The organism is Rothia mucilaginosa ATCC 25296, assembly GCF_000175615.1.
Classification (GTDB): domain Bacteria; phylum Actinomycetota; class Actinomycetes; order Actinomycetales; family Micrococcaceae; genus Rothia; species Rothia mucilaginosa.
Map to the genome: position 1 here is coordinate 113,361 of NZ_ACVO01000015.1, position 22,035 is coordinate 135,395.

The 22,035-nt window shown below is 62.9% G+C and carries 17 protein-coding genes and 1 pseudogene; 14 read left to right on the forward strand and 4 right to left on the reverse strand.

Going from position 1 to position 22,035, the window contains the following annotated elements; translation table 11 throughout:
• Nucleotides 1-69: 69 nt before the first annotated feature.
• Nucleotides 70-2,076 (reverse strand): bifunctional 3'-5' exonuclease/DNA polymerase, encoded by a 2,007-nt coding sequence (locus tag ROTMU0001_RS03985; protein ID WP_005508260.1) that lies wholly within the window; start codon nucleotides 2,074-2,076, stop codon nucleotides 70-72.
• 266 nt (nucleotides 2,077-2,342) lie between these two features.
• Here ROTMU0001_RS03985 and ROTMU0001_RS03990 point away from each other — a divergent pair, with 266 nt between their 5' ends.
• The 5 genes from ROTMU0001_RS03990 to ROTMU0001_RS04010 all read left to right on the forward strand — a co-directional run bounded on the left by ROTMU0001_RS03990 (nucleotide 2,343) and on the right by ROTMU0001_RS04010 (nucleotide 7,202).
• Nucleotides 2,343-3,965, forward strand: a complete 1,623-nt coding sequence (locus ROTMU0001_RS03990) for a TadA family conjugal transfer-associated ATPase (protein ID WP_005508261.1) — start codon at nucleotides 2,343-2,345, stop codon at nucleotides 3,963-3,965.
• A gap of 43 nt (nucleotides 3,966-4,008) precedes the next feature.
• On the forward strand, nucleotides 4,009-5,259 hold the full coding sequence (locus ROTMU0001_RS03995) for a type II secretion system F family protein (protein WP_005508263.1): 1,251 nt from the start codon (nucleotides 4,009-4,011) through the stop codon (nucleotides 5,257-5,259).
• A 142-nt stretch (nucleotides 5,260-5,401) separates the two neighbouring features.
• Nucleotides 5,402-6,043, forward strand: coding sequence for a DUF4244 domain-containing protein (locus ROTMU0001_RS08965; protein ID WP_005508266.1), 642 nt, complete (start codon nucleotides 5,402-5,404; stop codon nucleotides 6,041-6,043).
• Between the two features lie 189 nt (nucleotides 6,044-6,232).
• Nucleotides 6,233-6,643 carry a TadE family type IV pilus minor pilin gene (locus ROTMU0001_RS04005; protein WP_245534281.1) on the forward strand — a complete coding sequence of 137 codons (411 nt, stop codon included), beginning with the start codon at nucleotides 6,233-6,235 and terminating at the stop codon, nucleotides 6,641-6,643.
• A 7-nt stretch (nucleotides 6,644-6,650) separates the two neighbouring features.
• Nucleotides 6,651-7,202: an Rv3654c family TadE-like protein gene (locus ROTMU0001_RS04010; protein WP_005508268.1), complete on the forward strand. Its 552-nt coding sequence runs from the start codon at nucleotides 6,651-6,653 to the stop codon at nucleotides 7,200-7,202.
• 70 nt (nucleotides 7,203-7,272) lie between these two features.
• On the opposite strand, the gene ROTMU0001_RS04015 is transcribed toward ROTMU0001_RS04010, so the two are convergent.
• Entirely contained in the window at nucleotides 7,273-10,053 is a 2,781-nt protein-coding gene (locus tag ROTMU0001_RS04015; protein ID WP_044142313.1) for a DEAD/DEAH box helicase, read from the reverse strand.
• 212 nt (nucleotides 10,054-10,265) lie between these two features.
• Between ROTMU0001_RS04015 and trhO the strand changes: the two genes are divergently transcribed.
• The 6 genes and pseudogenes from trhO to ROTMU0001_RS09265 all read left to right on the forward strand — a co-directional run.
• The gene (gene trhO / locus ROTMU0001_RS04020; protein WP_005504694.1) at nucleotides 10,266-11,177 is read left to right on the forward strand and encodes an oxygen-dependent tRNA uridine(34) hydroxylase TrhO; all 912 of its coding nucleotides are present in this window, start codon (nucleotides 10,266-10,268) and stop codon (nucleotides 11,175-11,177) included.
• Entirely contained in the window at nucleotides 11,177-11,674 is a 498-nt protein-coding gene (locus ROTMU0001_RS04025; RefSeq protein ID WP_005508270.1) for a GyrI-like domain-containing protein, read from the forward strand. The genes trhO and ROTMU0001_RS04025 overlap by 1 nt, the downstream gene beginning before the upstream one ends.
• Before the next feature lie 326 nt (nucleotides 11,675-12,000).
• The gene (locus ROTMU0001_RS04030; protein ID WP_005508272.1) at nucleotides 12,001-13,089 is read left to right on the forward strand and encodes an LLM class flavin-dependent oxidoreductase; all 1,089 of its coding nucleotides are present in this window, start codon (nucleotides 12,001-12,003) and stop codon (nucleotides 13,087-13,089) included.
• 195 nt (nucleotides 13,090-13,284) lie between these two features.
• Entirely contained in the window at nucleotides 13,285-13,644 is a 360-nt protein-coding gene (gene cmtR / locus ROTMU0001_RS04035; protein ID WP_005508274.1) for a Cd(II)/Pb(II)-sensing metalloregulatory transcriptional regulator CmtR, read from the forward strand.
• A complete protein-coding gene (locus ROTMU0001_RS04040; protein WP_005508275.1) occupies nucleotides 13,641-14,291 on the forward strand; it encodes a cation diffusion facilitator family transporter in 651 nt (216 codons plus the stop codon). The genes cmtR and ROTMU0001_RS04040 overlap by 4 nt, the downstream gene beginning before the upstream one ends.
• A 38-nt stretch (nucleotides 14,292-14,329) precedes the next feature.
• Nucleotides 14,330-14,416: pseudogene (locus tag ROTMU0001_RS09265) on the forward strand (luciferase); the annotation flags it as partial.
• Between the two features lie 219 nt (nucleotides 14,417-14,635).
• Here ROTMU0001_RS09265 and ROTMU0001_RS04050 read toward each other — a convergent pair.
• Both ROTMU0001_RS04050 and ROTMU0001_RS04055 read right to left on the reverse strand, forming a co-directional pair.
• The gene (locus ROTMU0001_RS04050) at nucleotides 14,636-15,184 is read right to left on the reverse strand and encodes a pyrimidine dimer DNA glycosylase/endonuclease V (protein ID WP_005508277.1); all 549 of its coding nucleotides are present in this window, start codon (nucleotides 15,182-15,184) and stop codon (nucleotides 14,636-14,638) included.
• Nucleotides 15,185-15,186: 2 nt separating this feature from the next.
• Entirely contained in the window at nucleotides 15,187-16,938 is a 1,752-nt protein-coding gene (locus ROTMU0001_RS04055) for a DUF7059 domain-containing protein (protein WP_005508279.1), read from the reverse strand.
• 144 nt (nucleotides 16,939-17,082) lie between these two features.
• On the opposite strand from ROTMU0001_RS04055, the gene ROTMU0001_RS04060 reads away from it, so the two are divergent.
• The 3 genes from ROTMU0001_RS04060 (at nucleotide 17,083) to ROTMU0001_RS09095 (ending at nucleotide 21,832) form a co-directional block, all read left to right on the forward strand.
• Nucleotides 17,083-17,541: a pyridoxamine 5'-phosphate oxidase family protein gene (locus tag ROTMU0001_RS04060; RefSeq protein WP_005508281.1), complete on the forward strand. Its 459-nt coding sequence runs from the start codon at nucleotides 17,083-17,085 to the stop codon at nucleotides 17,539-17,541.
• 341 nt (nucleotides 17,542-17,882) lie between these two features.
• Nucleotides 17,883-20,684: a type I DNA topoisomerase gene (gene topA, locus ROTMU0001_RS04065; protein ID WP_005508282.1), complete on the forward strand. Its 2,802-nt coding sequence runs from the start codon at nucleotides 17,883-17,885 to the stop codon at nucleotides 20,682-20,684.
• Between the two features lie 269 nt (nucleotides 20,685-20,953).
• Nucleotides 20,954-21,832 carry a hypothetical protein gene (locus tag ROTMU0001_RS09095; RefSeq protein WP_155115046.1) on the forward strand — a complete coding sequence of 293 codons (879 nt, stop codon included), beginning with the start codon at nucleotides 20,954-20,956 and terminating at the stop codon, nucleotides 21,830-21,832.
• The last annotated feature ends 203 nt before the right edge of the window (nucleotides 21,833-22,035 follow it).

A 22,035-nucleotide genomic window follows, 5' to 3' on the forward strand; every position in this document is an offset into this window, starting at 1 on the left:
AGCTACCCGCCGCCCCTATTTTCGCTGTTGCACGGTGCCGCTTATGCGCGGCTGATTATTTACCGCAGATTATTTACCCTCAGCGTAGTTGCGCACCCGCGCCACCGACACCGGAAAATCAACCGGCACCCGACCGAACAGCAGACGCGCCGCCTCCGCAGCGCCCTCACGCACAATACGTTCCACGCGATCGGCCTCCAGCTCGGGACCACACAGCAGAAGCTCATCGTGCAAAAAATACACAATGCGGGTGCGCATCGGCATACCAAAAATCCGCTCCGACAACAGACGAGAACGCACCGCGCCCATCCAACACAGAGCCCACTCAGCTGCCGTACCCTGCACAATAAAATTGCGGGTCATACGCCCGTGTGCACGCGCACTCGACACCGCACGCGACTCAGCCGCCGGCGAAGACCGATCAGCCACAATCTCACGGAAACGCTCATCCACCGGCGGGGAGGTACGACCCAAAAAAGTCGTCACCTGACCGCCCGCCTCACCAATACGCGCGGCACGCTCCGTAAAGTCCATCGCCTGCGGAAAAAGCGCCGCCACATGCGGCAACAGGGCGCCAATCTCACCGCTGCGGCCGCCATACATAATCGCCAGCATGCCCACCTTCGCGTGGGAACGCTCCGTCAAACCCACACCCTTCATGCGCGCCAGCTCGGCAATACCCGCATACAGGTCAGCGCCACGACCCGCCGAAGCGAGCGCCTCATCACGGCTCAACGCCGCCAGAATACGCGGTTCAATCTGCGAGCCGTCCGTCACCGTCAGCACCTGACCCTCCGGCGCCTGCACCGCCTGACGAATCTCCGCCGGAAGCTGCAACGCACCACCGCCGGAAGCACCCCAACGCCCGGTCGCGGCGCCGCCCACCTCAAGATGCGGGCGGAACGCACCCTCAGAAACCCACGTATCAGCCCACGTCCAGCCGTTAGCAGTCCAAATACGGTACAGCTTCTTATAGCGCAGAATCGGGTCAATCATCGCCCAACGCTTCTGCCGCTGAGCCGGAATCGCATCCGCCCAACTCTTCAACTCCCACGAACGCGTAGACTTCACCGAAACCCCCGCAGACTGCAAAGCACGCAAAAGATCCTGCGGTGAATCCGGGTTCAACGACGGCATAAACAGCATGCGCTGAATCTGCTCCGCCAACTCCTGCATCTTCTGCGGGCGCTCCCCAGGTACCGGCCGCGGCCCCAACAACTCGCACAGATGCTCATGATGCGCCTGCACATTAAACGGGATGCCGTAATAACCAATCTCAGCCGCCACCAATGCACCAGCAGACTCAGCCGCTGCCAAAAGACGCAGTCGCTCCGGGTGCCTCGACTCGCTAATAGCGCGCGCCTGCGCCAACCACTCACGCATCAGCACACGCACCACTGGATGCTCCGGCAGCAGAGTCACCGGGCCCGCCGCCAACTGCGGGGCAAAAGGCTTATGAGGCGCCGCCTCCAGGAAATCCGGGGAGGAATCAGCAGGAGAACCGGCGGATGCGGCGGAAGAGGTAGCGGGCGCACTCAAAAAATCAGCGCCGAACAGCTCCTCCTGACCCTGAATCTGCCGCGCCACCGGCAGATACCCCTGAGGCTCAGCCGCCTCACGCACATCAGAAAGATCCAGCACCGGGCTGTACTCCACAAAACCGTTCGGATGCGTAGCGGCAGTCGTCAAAATTCGCTGCACCAGACGCAAATCATGGCACAGATGCACCCGCACCCCGCGGCGCAGAAGTAGCGGGTCAACGTGGCGGGTATCAGCCCAAATCCAGCGGGGAAAACGCGCCTGCGCCGAATCTGCCACCTGCCGTTCCACCTCTCGCACATACGCCGGAAGATTCGCCGCACTTACCCGATCTGCACGCGTAATCCGCGGAATAAAGGTCGGGTCCTGCAACTGCTCAGCGGTCGGCGCCGAAAAATGAAAAGCACCCCACGAGGTCACTGGCTGAGCATCGCGTGGGGACGCACCCGCGGCAATAGCCGACGTGACCGGGTGCGCGGGGGTGCCGGTCTGGGCGGTAATACCCGCGCCGGTGGCAGGACTGAGCAGAACGTACATTCTTCCATTATCGGTGACTGGGTGCGAAGGCGTGCGGTTTGCGGTCGCGGGCGGGCGGTTTGCGGAAGGGGTGGGTTCGGGGCGCGTGCGAAAAGTACGGCGGGAGGGGGCTGAATGCGCCGCGGTTTGTCATAAAAGCGCCGGATGCGTGCGTTTTGTTCGTTTGAGGTGCGTGCATCGCGGATATATCGGGGTGCGCGAGGAGTTATCCACAGAACGATCATTCTCTTAAGCATTTGGGGCGGGCGCAATGCTCTCCTAGAGCCATGAACCCCGCCATGAACCCCTCCAGCAATCCCGCCGGGCACCCTGCCAACAATCCCGCCGGGCACCCTGCCAACAATCCCGCCGGGCACCCTGCCAACAATCCCGGCAGCCCCAACGGTTGCCCGCTGCGTGCCGCACAGGGCGTGAATCAGCCGGGCGCACAGAATACGGGCGTCCAGAACACCGGCGCGCACTCGCTACCCGCCCTGCTCATTCCCGAAGACTATCGCGCCCGCGCCGTCGCCCTGCACGCCCGCGAGCTGATTCTGCGCTCGCCGCAGATGAGCGCTATCGCCCTGGGCGGTTTTAGTGGCGGGTTCAGCGCCGGGTTTGAGAAGGCAGAGGAGCGACCGCCCGCAGAGGGTGTAGCTGCCGCGGGCAGTGCAAACGCTGCGAGTGCCGCGGGTGGTGGGTTACTCCAAGAATCCCAGCCCCTCCGCGAGATTCTCGAAAACGCCGTGGACGAGGCAATCTGCGCCATCGACGGTGGACACCTGGGGAACACGAACGCAGAAGGAACGGGCGCAGGCGGAACTAATGTGATGAAGCCCCGAAAATTCCGCACCAAAACGGTGCAACCCGCGCCCGCCTCCTGGAGTTACCCCAGCGTGGAATACGTGCCCGTCAACCGGCAGACCGCGCTGCGCTACCTCGCCGCGGAACTCTACGGTCTCGGCGCCCTCGACCTGCTCCTTGACGAGGGGCAACGCGCCGGAACCATCACCGATATCTACGTGAACTCACCCTGTGATATCTGGGTGGGCATCAACGGAACCACCCGCCCCGTGGCGCTGAGCCTCGGCAATGAGCGGCGCGTGCGTGACCTCGCCGAGCGGCTCATCCGCAGGCACGGCGGGCAGCTGGATGCCGCGCATCCGGCGGCTGACATTAGCGATGAGCACGGCAGGCGTATCCATGCGATTATCCCGCCGCTGAGCGAACGCACCCGGCTCTCCGTGCGCCTACCCGCCCGCGAGCGCCCCACCCTGGCGCAGCTGCAGGCTGCGGGGCTGTGCGATGAGGCGACCGCCGCCTACCTGCGCCGCATGATTGCCGAACGCCGCGGATTCCTCATTAGCGGGGGCACCGGCACTGGCAAAACCACCCTGCTCAATGCCCTGCTGGGGCTGTGCACGCCGCAGGAGCGCCTCATTTTGCTCGAAGACACCCCGGAACTTGCACCGCAGCATGAGCAGGTTATTGCCCTCAAAACCCGCGCCGCCAACTCCGAAGGCGCCGGCGAAATCGGGCTGGGTGAGCTCATTGTGCAGGCGCTACGCATGGGCCCGGATCGGCTCGTGGTCGGTGAGTGCCGCGGCGCGGAGGTGGTGCACCTGCTGACCGCCATGAACACCGGTCACCGCGGTGCTGGAACGACCCTGCATGCCAATAGCGCGCAGGCGGTGCCCCTGCGTTTGTGCGCCCTGGGTGCACTCGCCGGGCTGGATAGTAGAACGGTTGCTCTACATACGGCGACTGCTTTTGAACGCATTATCCACCTGGAACACCGGGATGGTCGCCGCCGCATCGAGGGTATCTACAGTCTGCACCCCGCCACACAGGGGAGTGAAGAGTACCTGCAGGTCAGGCGTATTTCTACTGGCTCTGAAGTTGGGTACTAGCCACCCCGAAATGGGGAAGCAGAAAACGTGAAAGGAGGAAGTAATGCAGCAGAACGAGAAGAGCAACGGAAGCCTTCGCGAACGCTGGGCTGAGCGTCTAGCTGGGCGCATCGCCGGAGCAGCCAGCGCCGAGGAAATGCGCATGTGGCCGCTCATGCTACGCACCCTCGCCCTGAACCTACGCGCCGGTATCCCCCTGCAGGAGGCGGTGCACGCCGACCCGGGCTCCGGGCAACTCAGGGAGTCCGGGCAGTTCGGGGAGGGCGAGCTGGTGCCGGGTACGGGGAAAACGCGCGCGAAGAAAACAGCCGCCCGGAAAAGCGCCCGACCCCGACGGGCACGAGGGTCCCTTTCCGAAGACTACGGGCACAAGCGGTGCGCCGAAGATATCCGCCGCTTCACGCAGGCTCTCGCCACGGTTACCTCCTGGGGTGCCCCCGCGCACCTCGCCTGCGTCCAGCTACTCGAAAACAGTGCCCGGATGCGCCCGCACAGCCGCGAGCGCCTGCACGACCTGCAGCTGAGCCTGCGCATGAGCGAGAGCGCCGGTGCGCCGCTCGCCACGAGCCTGGAACGCGCCGCCGAACACGCCGAAGAACGCATTGACGCGCTCCTGGGTAGGCAGAGCGCCCTCGCCGCACCGCGCGCCACCGGCAGGATTCTCTCCTGGCTACCGTTGCTCGGCCTCGGGCTGGGTGTGCTCATGGGAAGCGACCCCGTGGGCGTGCTGACCGGATCCATTCTCGGGGCGCTCACCGGTTTGCTCGGGCTGGGGCTTGCCTTCGCCGGGCGCCGCTGGACCGCCGCGCTCGTGCATCGGGCGGAGGTGGAGAGCGCGGCAAGTAATGGAGCCGAACAAACCTCGAATATGCCGCCCGTTGATACCGCCCTCGTGCTGGAACTACTCGCCGCGCAGTTGAGAGCCGGGCTCGCACCGCTCGCCGCACTGGGCACCCTCGCCGAGGCGCTCAACAGCCGACCCTTGCACACGGTCTGCCAGCGCCTACAGATGGGTAGCAATTGGGGGAGTGCCTGGTCGGGGTCCGCGGCGGGAACCTTCGGTGAGCTGCGGGATGCACTCGCCCCCGCCTACACGGGCGGCGCACCCAGCACGGCGCTACTGCTCTCCCTAGCCGATGCCCACCGCCTCAACGAACGCCGCGCGGCAGAACGCGCCGCCGGAAAGCTCTCTGTAGCGCTCGTAGTACCCCTCGGGTTGTGCTCGCTACCCGCCTTTATCTGCCTGGGCATTGTGCCCATCCTCATCTCGCTACTACCCACGCTGACCGGCTAAAGAACCAAGCCCATAAGCACTGTCGACTAGCCGAAATGCTGAAAAGTTTAGACCTTCGCTTTAGACCTTCGTCCATCTGCAGCGAACGCGGATGGGCACCCACCCCGCCCCGAATGAACGGGGCACAACGAAAGGAAAACCAATGACGAACACCCTCTGCGAAGCAATCCGCCACGACCTGCACACTGTCGACGCTCCGGTCAACGCCCCGGTCGGTGCTCCGCGTGAAATTCAGCCCGCCGCGCTCGGTGCCGTGCAGGGCGCTGAAACGCAGACCATTCTGGGCCCCGTGCCGCTGTCCGTTGCCATCGCAACCACCATGAAGCAGCTGCGCGAAGAATGCCCCGAGCTCTTCACTGATACCGAACTTTCCACCGGCGCTGAGCAGAAGCATGCCGGCCCCAGGATTGACCCTTGCGAAATGGAGATTGATATGAACACGGACCGCCTGAACCCCGAGCAGGCATTGACCATCGCCCGCGCGCTCGCCGAGGGCTGCACCCTGGACGAATGTGGCGCCACCTGCCGCAGCCTGGGCGAGCACGCGCCCGGCTGCACCGAATATGTACCCGCTGAGGGGCACGAAAAGGCGCTCGAAGGCTACGCCCCGGCGGGTGACCCGGAGGAGGGTGCCTCCACCGCGGAGTACGGCATTGTGATGCTCGCGGCGGTCGGTTTCGCGGGCCTGCTGGTACTGATTCTTAAGTCGGATGAGGTGCGTTCTATGCTCCTGGATATTGTGCGTAACGCCCTGTCGATTGCGGGTAACACGGGGTTGCTCTAGAACCTTTGGGGAATCCATCGTAGGGTTTGATTCTAGGTTTTGGGAACCTCGGAAAATCAAGTCAGAAAGGAGGAATAAAGAATGAACGCTCATGTGAATTTGGGTTCTTTGTGGCATACTCACCCCGCAGGAAAAGCTGGGGCGGAACCGGCACCCTCGACCCCGCACAGGAGCCCAGCAGAAGAGGGTGTGATTACCGCCGAATTTGCGGTCGCCCTACCCGCCGTGACGGTGGTGCTCGCCCTCTGCCTGGGCGCCGCCTCCACGGGGGTTGCACAGCTGAAAGTGGAGGAGTCCGCGCGAACGGCCGCACGAGCCGCCGCCCGCGGGGATTCCGAGGCGCAGATTCGCTCCACCGTCAGCCGCATCGACCCGGCGCAGAGCGTGCAGATTTCCGTTTCTCCTGATGCTGTCGCTTCTGATGGTGCGGTCGCCGCGGATGCGGGGCGCGCCCGGGAAGTGCACGTGCGGGTGAGCCGTCCCGCCCCCGGTGTAATCGGCTCGGCAACCGGCTGGGTGCTGCGGGCGGACGCCCACGCCCGCGTTGAAGGCGGTGGCAAAAACAATGCTGAAAACGGTGCGGGACATGAGAGCGAGTAGAGCCGCTATGTGCCCCGCCCTGAAAACAGCCTCCGAGAATCAACGCCCCGAAGAGGGTAGCGGCACCGTCCTTGCCCTCACCATTATTGCCGCACTACTGGTGCTGACCGTGGTGATTGCCGGGCTCATCGGGGTGGTGTCCGCGAACCGCCGGGCTTCCGCAGCCGCCGATTTGAGTGCGCTCGCGGCGGCGGATGCCTACCGCGGGCTCACCGAGGGCGACCCGTGTGCGGTCGCGGCGGATCTTGCCGCCCGCCACGGTGCGCACCTGGAATCCTGCACGTTTCCGGATCGACCTGAAACGGTGGAGGTGACGGTCGCCGTCCCCGTCGCAGGGCCCATGGGGATGCTGGGCCCGGCGAGGGTGCGTGCCCGCGCCGGGGCTGAGCACCCTGAAGAAGAGTACGCCGAAGAAGAGCATGACGCGGTGGGCAACGCGGAGGAGCTGAGCCCCGATGAGGTCGCCGAGCTGGAGGAGGAGCTGGAAGCTGGGCAGGATTCGGTGCCCGAACCTCCTGAGCCGGAAAGCCCTGCCGAGCCGGAAAAACCCGCCGACTAGGTTATTTGCGCTCGCCGGGAGTTGTTATCTCAGCCTGCACAGCTTATCTCCCTGCGCCTCCTGCAGTAACCTACGCCTCCGCCATGCTCCGCAGCATTGCCTGCAGTAGCGCCCGCGCGCCGTGCTTGCTGAGCGGCTCGTTGCGGTTGCCGCACTTGGGTGAGTGCACGCAGGAGGGGCAGCCGTTGTCGCATCCGCAGCTTTCGATGGCTTCGAGGGTGGCGCTCAGCCACTGCGCAACCGCGTTGAAGCCGCGCTCGCTAATGCCCGCGCCGCCGGGTGCGGCGTCGTAGACGAAAATGGTGGGCCTTCCGGTGTCCACATGAAGTAGCGTGGAGAGCCCGCCCAAGTCCCAGCGGTCGCTGGTGGCGATGAGGGGTAGCAGTCCGATGGCGGCGTGCTCGGCGGCGTGCAGGGTGCCGGGGCCGTCCTCTTCGGTCACGCCCGCGCCGAATAGGTAGCTGGGTTCGAAGGTGAACCAGACCGCCTCGGTCATGAGTACTTCCGGTGGCATGGGTTGTGCCTCTTCGCCCAGGTATTCGCCGCCGTAGACGGAGAATCGCTGGTAGCCGGTGACCTGGTCGGTGACCTGAACCTGCCCGCGGTGCATGGTGAGCGGGGCGAGCTGCTGCGCGTCGGTTTCGGGTGCAGACTCTCCGGGAGTAGGCTCGCCAGGAATAGCAGCTCCAGCTGGCGCACCGTAACTGACCCGCGCACGCTCCGCCAGAATACGCACCTCAGTGCTCTCAATGGCGCGCGTGTAGTAGTCCGGGTAGACGCGGCTGAGCAGAATCACGCGCTCGCCCTCGCTGAGGGACTCGACCACATACTGCGCGTTCTGGTGAATATAGATTGCGCCCGGGTGCCCCTGGCTCATGGCGTGCGCGGCGTCCATGGTGCCAACCAGGGTGCCGTCTTCGGCGTCGATGAGCTGGTAGGGTCCGCCGCCGGTGCCGCGGATATCGACCAGCTCGGCGGCTGATTCGGCATGCGTCCAGTACCAGCCGTCCGGGCGGCGACGCAGGTACCCCTGCTGTACCAGTCGATCCAGCAGGGTGGCGGTGTGCGGACCGAAGAGGCTCAGCTCTTCGGCACGGATGGGTGCCTCCTGCGCGGCGGCGCACAGCTGCGGTGAGAGAACGTACGGGTTCGTTGGGTCGAAAACGGTCGCCTCAACCTCCCGCCCGAAAATCGCCTCCGGGTGGTGCACCAGGTAGGTGTCGAGCGGGTTGTCGTCGGCAATGAGTACGGCGAGCGCGTCCTGACCGCTTCGACCCGCGCGGCCCACGCGCTGCATGAAGGAGGCGCGGGTACCCGGCCAGCCCGCCACGAGTACGGCGTCCAGTCCGGAGATGTCGATGCCCAGCTCCAGTGCGGAGGTGCTCGCCAAGCCGAGCAGTTCGCCGTTGCGGAGTTTGCGTTCGAGTTCGCGGCGCTCTTCGGGGGTGTACCCGGCGCGGTATGCGGCGACGCGGTGGGAGAGGCCCGCCTCCACCTCGTCGAGGTAGCGTTGGGTCTTCTGCGAGAGGATTTCTACGCTGCGGCGCGAACCGGCGAAAACCAGGGAGCGGGTGCGGGAAAGCACCAGGTCGGTGAGCATTTGCGCGCCCTGCTCCACGGGGGAGACGCGGCGTGGCGCCTCCTGCTCAGCCTTCGACTGAACCGCTTGCTGCTGGGTGCTGCGGGCGCCCTTGGCGAGCTGATCGTGCGCCTTGGGCGGCATGAATTCGGGCTCCCAGCGCGCGACGGTGGTTTCACCGCGTGCGGAGGTGGACTCGGTAATGGCGGTGACCGCCTGCTGCGGCACGCCAATGAGCTTGGAGAAAGACTCGACCGGGTTGGAACTGGTCGCGGAGGCACCGTAGAACACGGGCACGGTGCGGTAGAGCGCGCAGACGCGGCGCAGGCGGCGCAGCAGGTTGGCGATATGCGCACCGAAAACGCCGCGGTAGCTGTGTGCTTCGTCGAGCACCACGTAGCGCAGCCCGCGCAGGAAGGATGCCCACTGCCGGTGGTTGCTCAGGATTGAGTAGTTGAGCATGTCCGGGGTGGTGAGGATGAAGTTGGCGTGTTCGCGGATCCAACGGCGTTCGCCGGTGGGGGTGTCGCCGTCGTAGCTTGCCGCGTGGAGTCCTGGCAGGTTGTAGGAAGTGAGGGCGGTGAGCTGGTCGGCGGAGAGCGCCTTCGCCGGTGAAATGTAGAGAACGTTCGCTCTATTATTGAGGTTTTTTGCCCCGGAATACGCGGAAGTTGAGCTCACCGGCTCGCCGCAGGATGCACGATAAATAGCGTCCAGGGTGGGCATCAGGTAGCTCAGGGTCTTGCCCGAGGCGGTACCAGTCGCCACGATCACGTGCCCGCCGCTACCGATGCTCTTCGCGTCTTCGGCGCGCGCGGGGACCGCCTCCTCAACCCGCCCAGCCTCAATCCGCCCCGCCTGCCAGCCGTAGCGTGCCGCACTCGCCGCCAGTGCCGCATCAAGACCCGCGTGGGCGGCGTTCGCCGCCTGCACCTGGTGGGCGTAGGGCTCGGCAATGCCGAGCGATTCGAAGGCCTCCACCACGCGCGGATGCAACCACTGCGGCCACGGCGCGTAGCTCGCCTCCCTAGCGGCAATGGTGTGAATATGGGTCACCTGCTCGGGTAGGGTTCCGGTGCGTTCCGCCTCCGGCAACAGGGATGCCAGCACCTGCTGTGCGCTTGCGGGTAGCTCGCGGTAGCGTAGCGTTTTTGGGTGCGCCGCAGACTGCCCCTGCGGCTGTTCGGGCTGGTGTACAGACTGGTGCGTGGGTTGCTGTTCGGGGTGCTGGTTGGCGTTCTGCGGGGAGGTGCTGTGCGGCATGGGTTCCATTGTAGAGCGGCGGGCTACACCCCGACCTGCCGCCGGTCACGCGCTACCCTGAATGCCGGCTCCGAACCCGCTCGGATCCCGCCCCGACCCCGAGCCTAACCCCTGAGCCTAACCCCGCCCCGGCACCGCCTCTGCGCCGCCGACCCCGTAGCCAGCGCGCACATATCAAAAAATTTGCATGCTTTAGACGTATATGACGATAAAATAGTTTCGTGGCTCAAAATAAGATTATTCTGTATTACCAGTTCGCCCCCATCGCCGACCCGCAGGCGGTCATGCTCTGGCAGCGTGCCCTCTGTGAGAAGCTCGGCCTGCGCGGGCGCATCCTCATTTCCAAGCACGGTATTAACGGCACCCTCGGCGGCGAAATCAACGCGGTCAAGGCGTACACCAAGGAAACCCGCAAGTACCCCGGCTTCAAGAACATGGAGTTCAAGTGGTCCGAGGGTGGCGCGGAGGACTTCCCCCGCCTGTCCGTGAAGGCACGCGACGAGATTGTGGCTTTCGGTGCTCCCGACGAGCTGCAGGTGGACGAGAATGGCGTCGTTGGTGGCGGCGTGCACCTGAAGCCTGAAGAGGTCAACAAGCTCGTTGAAGAGCGCGGCGACGAAGTGGTCTTCTTCGACGGCCGTAACGCGTTCGAGGCGAAGATCGGCAAGTTCAAGAACGCTATCGTTCCCGACGTGCGCACCACCCACGACTTCATCCGCGAGATCGAGTCCGGCAAGTACGACCACATTAAGGACAAGCCGGTCGTCACCTACTGCACCGGCGGTATTCGCTGTGAGATTCTCTCCGCGCTGATGAAGAACCGCGGCTTCAAGGAGATCTACCAGATCGACGGCGGCATCGTGCGTTACGGCGAGAAGTACGGCGATAAGGAACTGTGGGAAGGCTCGCTCTATGTCTTCGACAAGCGCATGCACATGGAGTTCACCCCGGACACCGTCACCATCGGCAAGTGCGAACAGTGTGGCGCCCCCTCGAACAAGTTCGAGAACTGCTCCAACGATTCCTGCCGTGAGCTGGTTCTGCTCTGCCCCGAGTGCGCAGCTGATGATGCGAAGCGCCACTGCGTGCCCGAGTGCTCGGTGGACCGCGAAGCAGCTGAGGCGAACGCCTAATGGCAGCCGCTAAGGGCGGCGCGGTTCAGATCTCTGAACCTCGCATTGAGGAGCACCCGGCGATGGTCGTTGCCGGCGTTTCGCAGGTGTTCCCCCTGGATGGCGACTTCTCCTCGCTGTGGGATGAGCTGAATCAGAAGGCGTCCCCGGCGATGCTGGATGTTCTGAAGGTGACCCAGTACCTGGGCGTGTGCACTCAGCCGAACCCGAAGGGTCAGGTCCGCTACACGGCGGGCTTCCTGGTGTCGGAGCCGGCGAGTGCGGCGAAGCTTGGTCTGGGCGTGCTGGAACTACCTGCGAGCACCTACGCGGTGGTTGAGGTGACCGGCCCGATTTCGGAGTCCATTCCGGCTGGCTTTGCGAGCTTTGAGGAGGCGTTCTTCGCGAAGAATCCGCAGTACCGCCCGGTTGGTGGTCTTGAGGTGTACGGTCGCGGCGATATGCAGGCGGCTGATTACCGTATGGAGCTGTGGGTTCCGCTGGTGAAGCGTTCCTAGGGCAGTTTGTTTCTGTCGTTTTAGTTGCAGTTTTAGCTGTTGAATAGAAGGGCCCGGTGGTGCGATGTGTTCGTGCCGCCGGGCTTTTCTGGGCCCTTTTTCGGCTATATTTTGTGCCAGCATTTTGTGGCGGTATGTGTGCGCCGGGTGGGTGGGGTGTGCAGGCGGGTGAGGCGTGCGGGTGGTGTGTGCGGCGAAAGGGGAGCGGTGCTCTGTGCGTAATACCCCCGAAACAAAATACTTGACATGTAAAGTATTTGGGTTTAGATTTAAACCACCAGCCCGGCACTACACGAACCCGAGCGCAACTCGCTAAGGAAAAAACCATGAGCACCAACCCCAACAGCACCCCGCAGCTCGACGAGTCTATCCGCATCAGCCACCTCGAACCCATGCGCGGCGACGAGAAGAAGCTCGGCTTCCTCTCCTTCGGCCACTGGGCTGAGGTCCCCGGCTCCCGCGTACCCTCCGCCGCAGAATCTCTACACCAGGCAATTGACCTTGCCGTAGGTGCCGAAGACATTGGACTAGACGGCGCGTTCTTCCGCGTGCACCACTTCGACCAGCAGCAGGCGACCCCCTACCCGCTACTCTCCGCAATCGCCGCCAAGACCGAACGCATCGAGCTCGGCACCGGCGTGATTGACATGCGCTACGAAAACCCGCTCTACATGGCAGAACTTGCCGCCATGGCAGACCTTATTGCGGCGGGTCGACTGCAGCTGGGTGTCTCCCGCGGCTCGCCCGAATCCGTTATCCGCGGCTTTGCGAGCTTCGGCTACTACCCGGCAGAAGGCGAAAACGAGAGCGACATGGCGCGCCGCCACCTCGACATTTTCCTCAAAGCAATTGAGGGTGAGGGCATGGCGCCCAGCGCTCGCGTGGCGGGCAAGTACGCCCCTGTCCAGCCGCAGTCGCCGGGTCTGCGTGAACGCATCTGGTGGGGTGCAGGTACCGATAGCACCGCCGTGTGGACCGCGCAGAAGGGGCTGAACCTCATGTCCTCAACCCTGATGCTGGAAGATAAGGGCATTCCCTTCGATCAGCAGCAGGCGCAGCAGATTCGTCTTTTTCGCTCAGAGTGGGTGAAGGCGGGCAATTCGGGTGTTCCGCGTGTTTCGGTGTCCCGCTCGGTGCTGCCCATTATTGATGAAACCTCGGCGCGCTACTTCGGTCGCCGCGCCGCGGAGGACTCGCAGGATTACACCGGCATTATTGATAACAGCTTCTCCCGCTTTGGTCGCAGCTACATTGGTGATCCGGCGGATATTGCCGAAGAGCTCGCCCGTGATGAGGCGGTCCAGGCGGCAGATACCGTGCTGCTGACGATCCCGAACCAGCTGGGTGTGGACTTCAACCTGAAGATGCTTGAGGCAATCGTGAAGGAGATCAAGCCCGCGCTGACCACCAAGTAAAGGTCCTGGGGTAAAGACCCCGTAGCACCTTCTGTGCCAGCTGGGTTTCGCGCCAGCGTGCCGCCGTCGCTTCCGTGATGGGCGGTGGTCGCTGATGAGCGCGAACTCTGCCGCCTCCTGAGGGCAAGGGTGCGGAGCACGTGCGGCAGCCCGCACAAGTGGACAATCGGTCAGTTATCACTGTATAGTCATCGTATGCTGACTATTGCTTCACACCTCGACGTCATGAACCGGCTCGGCCGCGCCATGGCCGACCCGACACGTTCCCGGATTCTGATGACCCTCCTCAGCGGCCCGAGCTATCCAGCCGTGCTCTCGCGCGAGCTGGAGCTGACCCGCTCGAACGTGTCCAACCACCTGACCTGCCTGCGCGATTGCGGAATCGTCGTCGCCGAGCCCGAGGGCCGCCAGACGCGCTACGAGATCGCCGACCCGCACCTCGCCGCGGCGCTGACGTCCCTGATCGACGTCACGCTCGCGGTGGACGAGGCCGCGCCGTGCATCGACCCGGCATGCTCGGTGTCGGGCTGCTGTGGAACGGCGGCGGGAGCATGAGCGAGACCCTGACCACCGCACGCCGCGCGATGCTGCACCGGCGCGTCCGCTTCATCGTCGGCTTCACGATCACGTACAACGTAATCGAGGCAATCGTCGCAGTCTGGGCAGGCGTCCTCGCCTCGTCCGCGGCGCTCATTGGCTTCGGGCTCGACTCGGTTGTCGAGGTACTCTCGGCCGCGGCCGTCACCTGGCAGTTCACCCGCAAGGACCCTGAGCGGTGGGAAACGGTCACCGTCAAGGCCATCGGCATCGCGTTCTTCGCGCTGGCGGCCTACGTCTCGATCGACGCGGTGCTGGCCCTGGTCGGCCAGGAGGGCCCCGACCGCAGCCCGCTGGGTCTCGGTATCACCGCGCTGAGCCTGGTCGTCATGCCTCTGCTGGCGTGGATTGAGGTCCGCACCGGGCGGGAGCTGGGCTCCAAGAGCGTGATGGCCGACGCCAAGCAGCTCATCCTGTGCATCTACCTCTCCGGTGCGGTGTTCATCGGCCTCGTCCTCGACAGCCTGTTCGGCTGGTGGTGGGCTGACTCGGTCGCGGCGCTGGTCGTGGCGGTGCTCGCGGTGCGCGAAGGCCTGGAGGCCTGGCGCGGCGACGTCGAGTCGCCGTTCGAAGTGCTAGAGGACCTCGAAGACGAGGACGACTGACCCGTCGCCCGACGTTGAAGAGCCAGTGCTGCAACCCAGACATGCGCTACAAAAACCCGCTCTACATGGCTGAACTTGCCGCCATGGCCGATCTCATTGCGGCGGGTCGACTGCAGCTGGGTGTGGACTTCAACCTGAAGATGCTTGATGCAATCGTCAAGGAGATCAAGCCCGCGCTGACCACCAAATAAAGACCGCATGCCAAGCTGTTTCCGGCAATCTATGATGCGCTGAGATGTTTGTTCCCATACAGCTTGAGCCACACATACAGCAATGCCCCGGCAGGCACCCGCAAAGGTTCCGCCGGGGCATTACTATGCTCACGTTCTTAGAAATCCTTCTGTCTAAAAGTCTTTCGTCTTTTCCCAAGGCTCAATAGCGCCCGGAACCACCTCAAACAGCGGATGCGCACACGCCGCCAGCTCGCCGCGCGCCGTCAGGCGCTCGCTCAACCGATGCTCCCACTCGGGGTCGCGCCCAGCCACCTTGTGCCGCAGAAAGGCGAGCTCGTACTCCAACTGACCCAAAGGAACAGGAATACGCGCGACCGAAGCATAAGGGTTTTCTGACTTGTCAGCGCAGTTTTTATCGGTGTCGTTTTTGCCTACGCTATTTTCGTTTGTGCTATCTTTGCCCGCATCATCTTCGCCCGCACCAATCAGTGCGCGGTTGAACGAATAGCCGCGGGCATCCGCCTCATCCGCCAGCCTGGACAGGTAGGCAGTAACCGCCTCCAACGGCTGCGGATGCGCGCGAAAACGAATCAGCTGCGGGTGGTTCGTGTACCCGCGAGTCAGACCCCGCAGCACCTTCTGCGCCAGCAGGGTTTCGCGCCAGCAAGCGACCAGGGCACGGCGGTCAAGCAGGGAGGGGTGAAGGGACCAAATGCGCACGCTTAGCCTTGCTCGTCTGCAGTGTTTTCGCCAGCCGATTCAGCGCCCGCGTGCTCGTCGCTAAAGTGCAGGAAGCTCTTGAGCACCAGCTCACGCACCGCATGCAGCAGGGTATCGCGCGGATGCTGCTCCTGCGTACCGCGTGCCGCGGCGGCAGCCTCATCGTATTCGGGCCAGGACAGCAGCATGGCAAGAGCCGCCACAATCTGACCCACGGCAAGCTCACCATCGCTCGCCGACGCAAAACCCGCCGTCTCGGTGGAGAGCAACTGGGTGCGGCACAGACCCGAACCGGCACGCAACAAAATGACGCTGGGGTGCTCGGCGCCAGGGCGGCCGTGGCGTTCCTCGGTGACGTCCTCGGCGACTTCCAGGTGCGCGGCGAGCAGCGCCTCATCGTCCATGGCGGCGAGACGGTCGTAGCGGCGCACGGACTCGGTGAGGGCGCGGGCGATGGGCTGCTGAATCGGGTAGGTGATCTCCTCGAAACGCTGCAGGGGCTCGGTCACGCCTGCCGCGGTCGCCTCGGTCGGGCGGCGCAGCCAAATCATGCCAAAACCAATAGAATGAACGTTCCGGGAAGCGAAGTCGTTCAGGTATGCCACGTAGGTCTGCTCGTAGTGGCTGCGGTCGCGGTTCTCGCTCGCATCCTTCAACCAGGTCTCCGCGTAGGAGGCGGGGGTCAGCGCCTCACGCTGAATAAACCACGCCTCCGCGCCGCCGTCGGCAACCCAGGCGCGCGGACGCTCATCCCACGGACGCGGTGCATCCGGATCCGCCGAATCGCGAATAATCTCCCAGTTGCCCAGCATCTGCGCGCGACCACCGGGCACCAGCACCGACGGCAGCTGACGCACCATCGTGCTCACAATTTCGTCACCGGGCAGGCCGCCGTCGCGGTAGGTAAACTGCTCCTCGGCGCTCTCACCGGCAACGCGCGGGGTAATCACGAACGGCGGGTTCGACACCACCAGGTCGAAAAGCTCACCGGCGACCGGCTCCAGCAGGGAACCCTCACGCAGGCTCACGCGCGCCTGCGGGTTCTGAGGGTCAATATTGAGCGCCTGCGCGTTCAGCAGCAGGTTAAAACGGGTGAACGCCAGGGCACGCTCCGAAATATCGGTAGCGGTCACGTGCTCGGCGTGGGCGAGCAGGTGGAAGGTCTGAATACCGCAGCCGGTGCCCACATCCAGGGCACGCTTGACGGGGGTGCGCTCGGTAATCTGCGCCAGAGTCAGGGAGGCGTGACCAATGCCGAGCACGTGATCCTTACGGAGCACTCCGGGGCGCTGATGCGCACCCAGGTCGGCGGCAACAAAGATTTCGGTGCCGTCATCGGCGGCGTGCGGGCGCAAATCAACGCTCGCGGACCAGCGGGTAGAATCCGCAGCGTCGCGCTCAATCAGCGCGGCGTCCGCGAAGTCCTGCAGGGTCTCGCCGAAGACCTCTGCGGCCTCCGCCTCGGTGAGCGGGCGAGCCAGCAGGAAAAACGCCAGCAGACGCGCCAGGTTCTTCTCACCCACACTGTAATCGTCGCGCAGAATGTGCTCCACACGCCATAGGCCCGGAACTACTTGGTCGCGAGCCATCGCCTCAGCCGCCTCAACACCGAGCAGCTCCTGCACAGCGTCATAGCTGTAGTTCAACGCCAACAGGCGTTCACGGATGCGGGTCAGGCGGGCGTAATCATCGCTGCGGGGAGCATCCGCAACGGCGGCGTACTCGGGAGCGAAAGAGGCGGCAGAAATAGTCATGCACACCATTCTACGCACCCGCCGCATCTGCCCGGGCGCGCCCACCGCGTATAGGCGGCAGCGCAATGACACAGCCCCGACCCACCCACTGACCAAAACCGTCATCTGCGCAAGAGCGCCCACCCCATCGCATACACTGAAACCATGAGTAACCTGTACCCCGATGAAAGTATCAGCGTCGACAAGTGCTGGGAGCGTCTGCACGCAAACACTCTCGGCCGCCTCATCCTCACTGACGGACAGCACGTCGATGTGCTGCCCGTGCTCTACGCCGTCGCCAGCCAAGACGACAAGCAGGAAATCTACATCCGCACCACCCGCGGCAACAAGTTCTCCTCCGTAGTGGTCAGCCGCCGCGTCGCCTTCGAAATCGACGAAACCCTCGAAGACGGCATCCGCTCCGTCATCGTGGTCGGTATCGCCCACTGGCTGCCGCCGGAAATGACCCCGCAGATTGTGCGCACCTTCGACCTGCCCGACTCCGAAACCCACGAAATGCAGTGGGTGCGCATTGCGCCGCAGACCGTGTACGGCCGCGAGTACCCGCTGCTGCCCGCATACCTGGACGGCACCCACCCCAACTCTGATACCCTCACCAGCTAGAAACGCAGGTGAGCGGGTGCGGCGCGCCCCAGCACCCGCCCCCATGTACCCCGTGCACACACCACCGCTCCGGTACCGTATGATGTACCGAGTACCCTGCGCACTCATGCAAGCTCAACACGCCCGGTCCTCATCAACTAGAACCGTGCCAGCTCGCCCAGTGCCGGGCCACCGCGCGCTCGCCGCATGAAACGCACCGAACGCACCACATCAACCCAACATAAACTACACCCCCACCGATCACCTCACCCCACGTACACCACACCCTGTCGGCGCCCACAAGCGCCAGCGTAGGTTATGGTTGAATACGTAGCTTTTCAACACACAGATAGAGGAGTGCCGTGCCCGCTCAGGCAAAGACCGGAAAAGCCCTGCTGATTGTGGAGTCTCCCTCCAAGGTCAAAACCATTAGCAGCTACCTCGGCGAGGACTACCTTGTCGACTCGTCCATGGGCCATATCCGCGACCTTCCGCAGCCCTCCGAACTGCCCGAAAACCTCAAAAAGAGCCCCGTCGGCAAGTTCGCTGTCAACGTTGAAGAGAACTTCGAACCCTACTACGTGGTCAACCCCGACAAGAAGAAAAAGGTCGCCGAACTCAAGCGCAAGCTCAAAGAAGTAGACGCGCTCTACCTGGCAACCGATGGTGACCGCGAAGGTGAAGCCATCGCATGGCACCTGAAGGAAGTCCTCAAGCCCAAGGTACCCGTCTACCGCATGACCTTCCCCGAAATCACCCGGGAAGCCATTCAGCGTGCCTTCGGCGAACTGCGCGACATCGACCTGCACCTGGTCGACGCGCAGGAAACCCGCCGCATCCTCGACCGCATCTACGGTTACGAAATTTCCCCCGTACTCTGGCGCAAGGTCGGCCGCGGCCTCTCCGCAGGCCGCGTGCAGTCCGTCGCAACCCGCCTCGTGGTTGAGCGCGAACGCGAACGCATGGCATTCGTCGCCGCCAACTACTGGGACCTGACCGGACGCTTCCTGACCGCAGCCTCCGAAGGCTTCGACGCCAAGCTGGTCGCCGTAGACGGCAACCGCATCGCCACCGGCAAGGACTTCGCCGACAACGGCACCCTCAACACCTCCAAGGTCACCCACCTGAACGAGGAAGCCGCCCGTGCGCTCGCCGCAGCCCTGCAGTCCGCCGCGTTCTCGGTACGCTCCGTTGAGACCAAGCCGTACAAGCGCCGCCCGGCAGCGCCGTTCACCACCTCCACCCTGCAGCAGGAAGCCGCACGTAAGCTGCGTTTCTCCTCCCGCGTGACCATGCAGGTGGCGCAGCGCCTCTACGAAAACGGTTACATCACCTACATGCGTACCGACTCGGTCGCACTGAGCGAGCAGGCGATCTCCGCCGCACGCCGCCAGGCATCCGAGCTGTACGGCGCAGAATTCGTGCCCTCCGCACCGCGCGTGTACACCTCCAAGAGCAAGAACGCGCAGGAAGCCCACGAAGCAATCCGCCCCGCCGGTGACACCTTCCGCACCCCGGACGCTGTGCGCGGCTCCCTGTCCAACGACGAGTTCCGCCTCTACGAACTGATCTGGAAGCGTACCGTCGCCTCCCAGATGGCTGACGCGACCGGTTCCACCGCCTCCGTGCGCCTGGGCGCCGTGGCATCTAACGGCCAGGACGCCGAGTTTGCTGCATCCGGTACCGTCATCACCTTCCGCGGCTTCCTCGCCGCCTACGAGGAGGGCGTTGACGCATCCCGCGTGGCTGAGCGTGAGGCGAAGGACGCTGAGAAGCGCCTGCCGAACCTGACCACCGGCGAGGCACTGACCGCCGAGGCGATTGAACCCGCCGGCCACGAGACCCTGCCGCCTCCGCGCTACACCGAGGCGTCCCTCGTGAAGACCCTGGACGAGCTGGGCATTGGCCGCCCGTCCACCTACGCGGCGGTTATTTCGACCATCATGGACCGCGGATACGTGAACGTTCGTTCTGGTTCGCTGATTCCGTCTTGGATTGCTTTCTCCGTGGTGCGCCTGCTCGAATCCAGCTTCGGCCCCTACGTGAACTACGAGTTCACCGCCCAGATGGAAGAAGACCTCGACCGCATCGCACGCGGCGAAGAATCCCGCGTCGAATGGCTGGGCGAGTTCTACTTCGGCGGCGGCTCCAAGCGCGGCCTGAAGCCCATCGTCGACAACCTCGGCGAGATTGACGCCCGCAGCATCAACTCCATCCCGATCGCGGACGGCATTGTGCTACGCGTGGGCAAGTTCGGCCCCTACCTGGAAGCCGAAGGCACCCTCGACACCGAGACCGGCGAACTGACCGAACCGATCCGCGCGAACGTACCCGCCGACCTGGCACCGGACGAACTGACCGAAGAGAAGGCACGCGAACTGCTCGAACAGGGCAAGTCTGACGGCCGCGTGCTCGGCGTTGATCCGGTCTCCGGCAACCAGATTGTGGCACGCGACGGCCGCTACGGCCCCTACGTCACCGAAGTCATCGAAGAGATGACCGAGGAGCAGATTCAGGCGTACCTGGACGCGCAGCCGACCGAATACTACAAGAACGGCAAGCCCAAGCCGAAGAAGAAGCCGAAGCCCGCCAAGCCGCGCACCGCGTCCCTGTTCAAGTCCATGGACCTGGCGACCGTGACCCTGGAGCAGGCACTGCAGCTGATGAGCCTGCCGCGCGTGCTCGGTACCGACGCTGAGGGCGTGGAAATTACCGTGCAGAACGGCCGCTTTGGCCCGTACCTGAAGAAGGGCACGGACTCCCGCTCGATTGGCAGCGAAGACGAGATCTTCACGATTACGCTGGAACAGGCGCTGGAGATTTACTCCCAGCCGAAGCAGCGCGGTCGTGCGGCGGCTAAGCCTCCGCTGGCTGAGCTGGGCGTGGACCCGGTCAGCGAGAAGAAGATCGTGGTGAAGGACGGCCGCTTTGGCCCGTACATCACCGACGGTATTACGAACATTACGGTTCCGCGTGCGGAGTCGGTCGAGTCGCTGACCCACGAGCGTGCGGTGCAGCTGCTTGCTGACAAGCGTGCGAAGGGCCCGGTCAAGCGTAAGACCGCCGCGAAGAAGACCACCACGGCTAAGAAGACGACTGCAAAGTCTACTACCGCGAAGAAGACGACCACTCGTAAGACCGCGGCGAAGAAGACCGCCGAGTAACGCTTCTACCTGAAGGCGCAGGATGCGTCCCGAACCCCTTAGTGGGGTGGGGCGCCTCCTGCGCCTTTTGCGTGCTCGGGCTTTTGCGTGCCCGAGGAATGGGTGCCCGGCGCGTTTTTGTGCCCGCGCTGCGTTTTTTAGGCTTGCGCTGTGTTTTTATGCCCTCGCTGTGCTGATGCTGGGCATCCGCCCGGATTGTTTACGGTACGCGGTTGTTCCCAGATATTTTGTAAAATTAAATATGTATCTGAACTGAACGAGAGGTGAAAATGATAGAAAATTATTCTTGGGTTCCTTTGAGCATCCGGAACGGGGAAAGGGAGCCTTTTACTTTATCTGATACGATTCCAGAATCAGTAAAATCTATTATTAATAAGAATATAGATAATCTTCTGCGCGATATATCTCCAAATTTTGATTTCTTTTTTGCGCAAATGAGAATTTCTCCCGGTTTAAAATCTCATTCAATTCAAACGTTTTATAGTTACATGAGATCTAGTGAAGAAGCGTATCTGGATGGATTAGATTATATTTTGCACAGTGCAATGGATGAAAGTATCCGGAGTCTTCATTCTTATGAATCAGATATATTGAGAAAACTGATTAATATGAAAGAAATATTGCGACGTGCAAATGTAAACTGGGATATTTTAATGACCTCCGACAAAACTATAGTATATTTGGAGCGTCGAGTTATGCCTGAGGTTCAGGAACGCTACGATATAGTTGCTGAATCTGTTCCAGAGCTTGCTGGAAGCCATCTAAGGAATAGTTGGAAAAATGCATATATGCACGGTGGAAGCTACAAAGAGGCGTGGGAGTATGCACGTAAAGCCGTGGAGTGTATGCTGACCCCTATTGTTAGTCCGAATAACCGAAGGGCTACCATATCATCTCTTATACGAGATTTGGCGGCGAAGCCTGAAAAGTGGGTATGTACAATACCAGCAGACAGCAATGAAGAATCTGTTGGAAAATTTATATCTCTAGTAAAGATGATGCCCTACGAACCAGGACATCACGGTCAGGAACCTACTGAAATATCGGAAAAGGAAGCGCAACTACAGGCAACCATTGCAATAACAATTTGTCAGATTCTACATGATGGAGGTCTGGTTCTTAAAAGCGAAGAAGAGCAATCAGAATAATTGAAAACTTTGATTAGCTGTTTTGCGTTTGCCTAAAGGCGCAGGATGCGTCCCGAACCCCTTAGTGGGGTGGGGCGCCTCCTGCGCCTTTTGCGTGCCCGAGGAATGTGTATGCCTGTGCTGATGCTGGGCATCCGCCCGGATTGTTTGCGGAGTGAGCCGCGCCTCTGACAGACTGGAAGAGGCGCCGCACCTGCGGTACC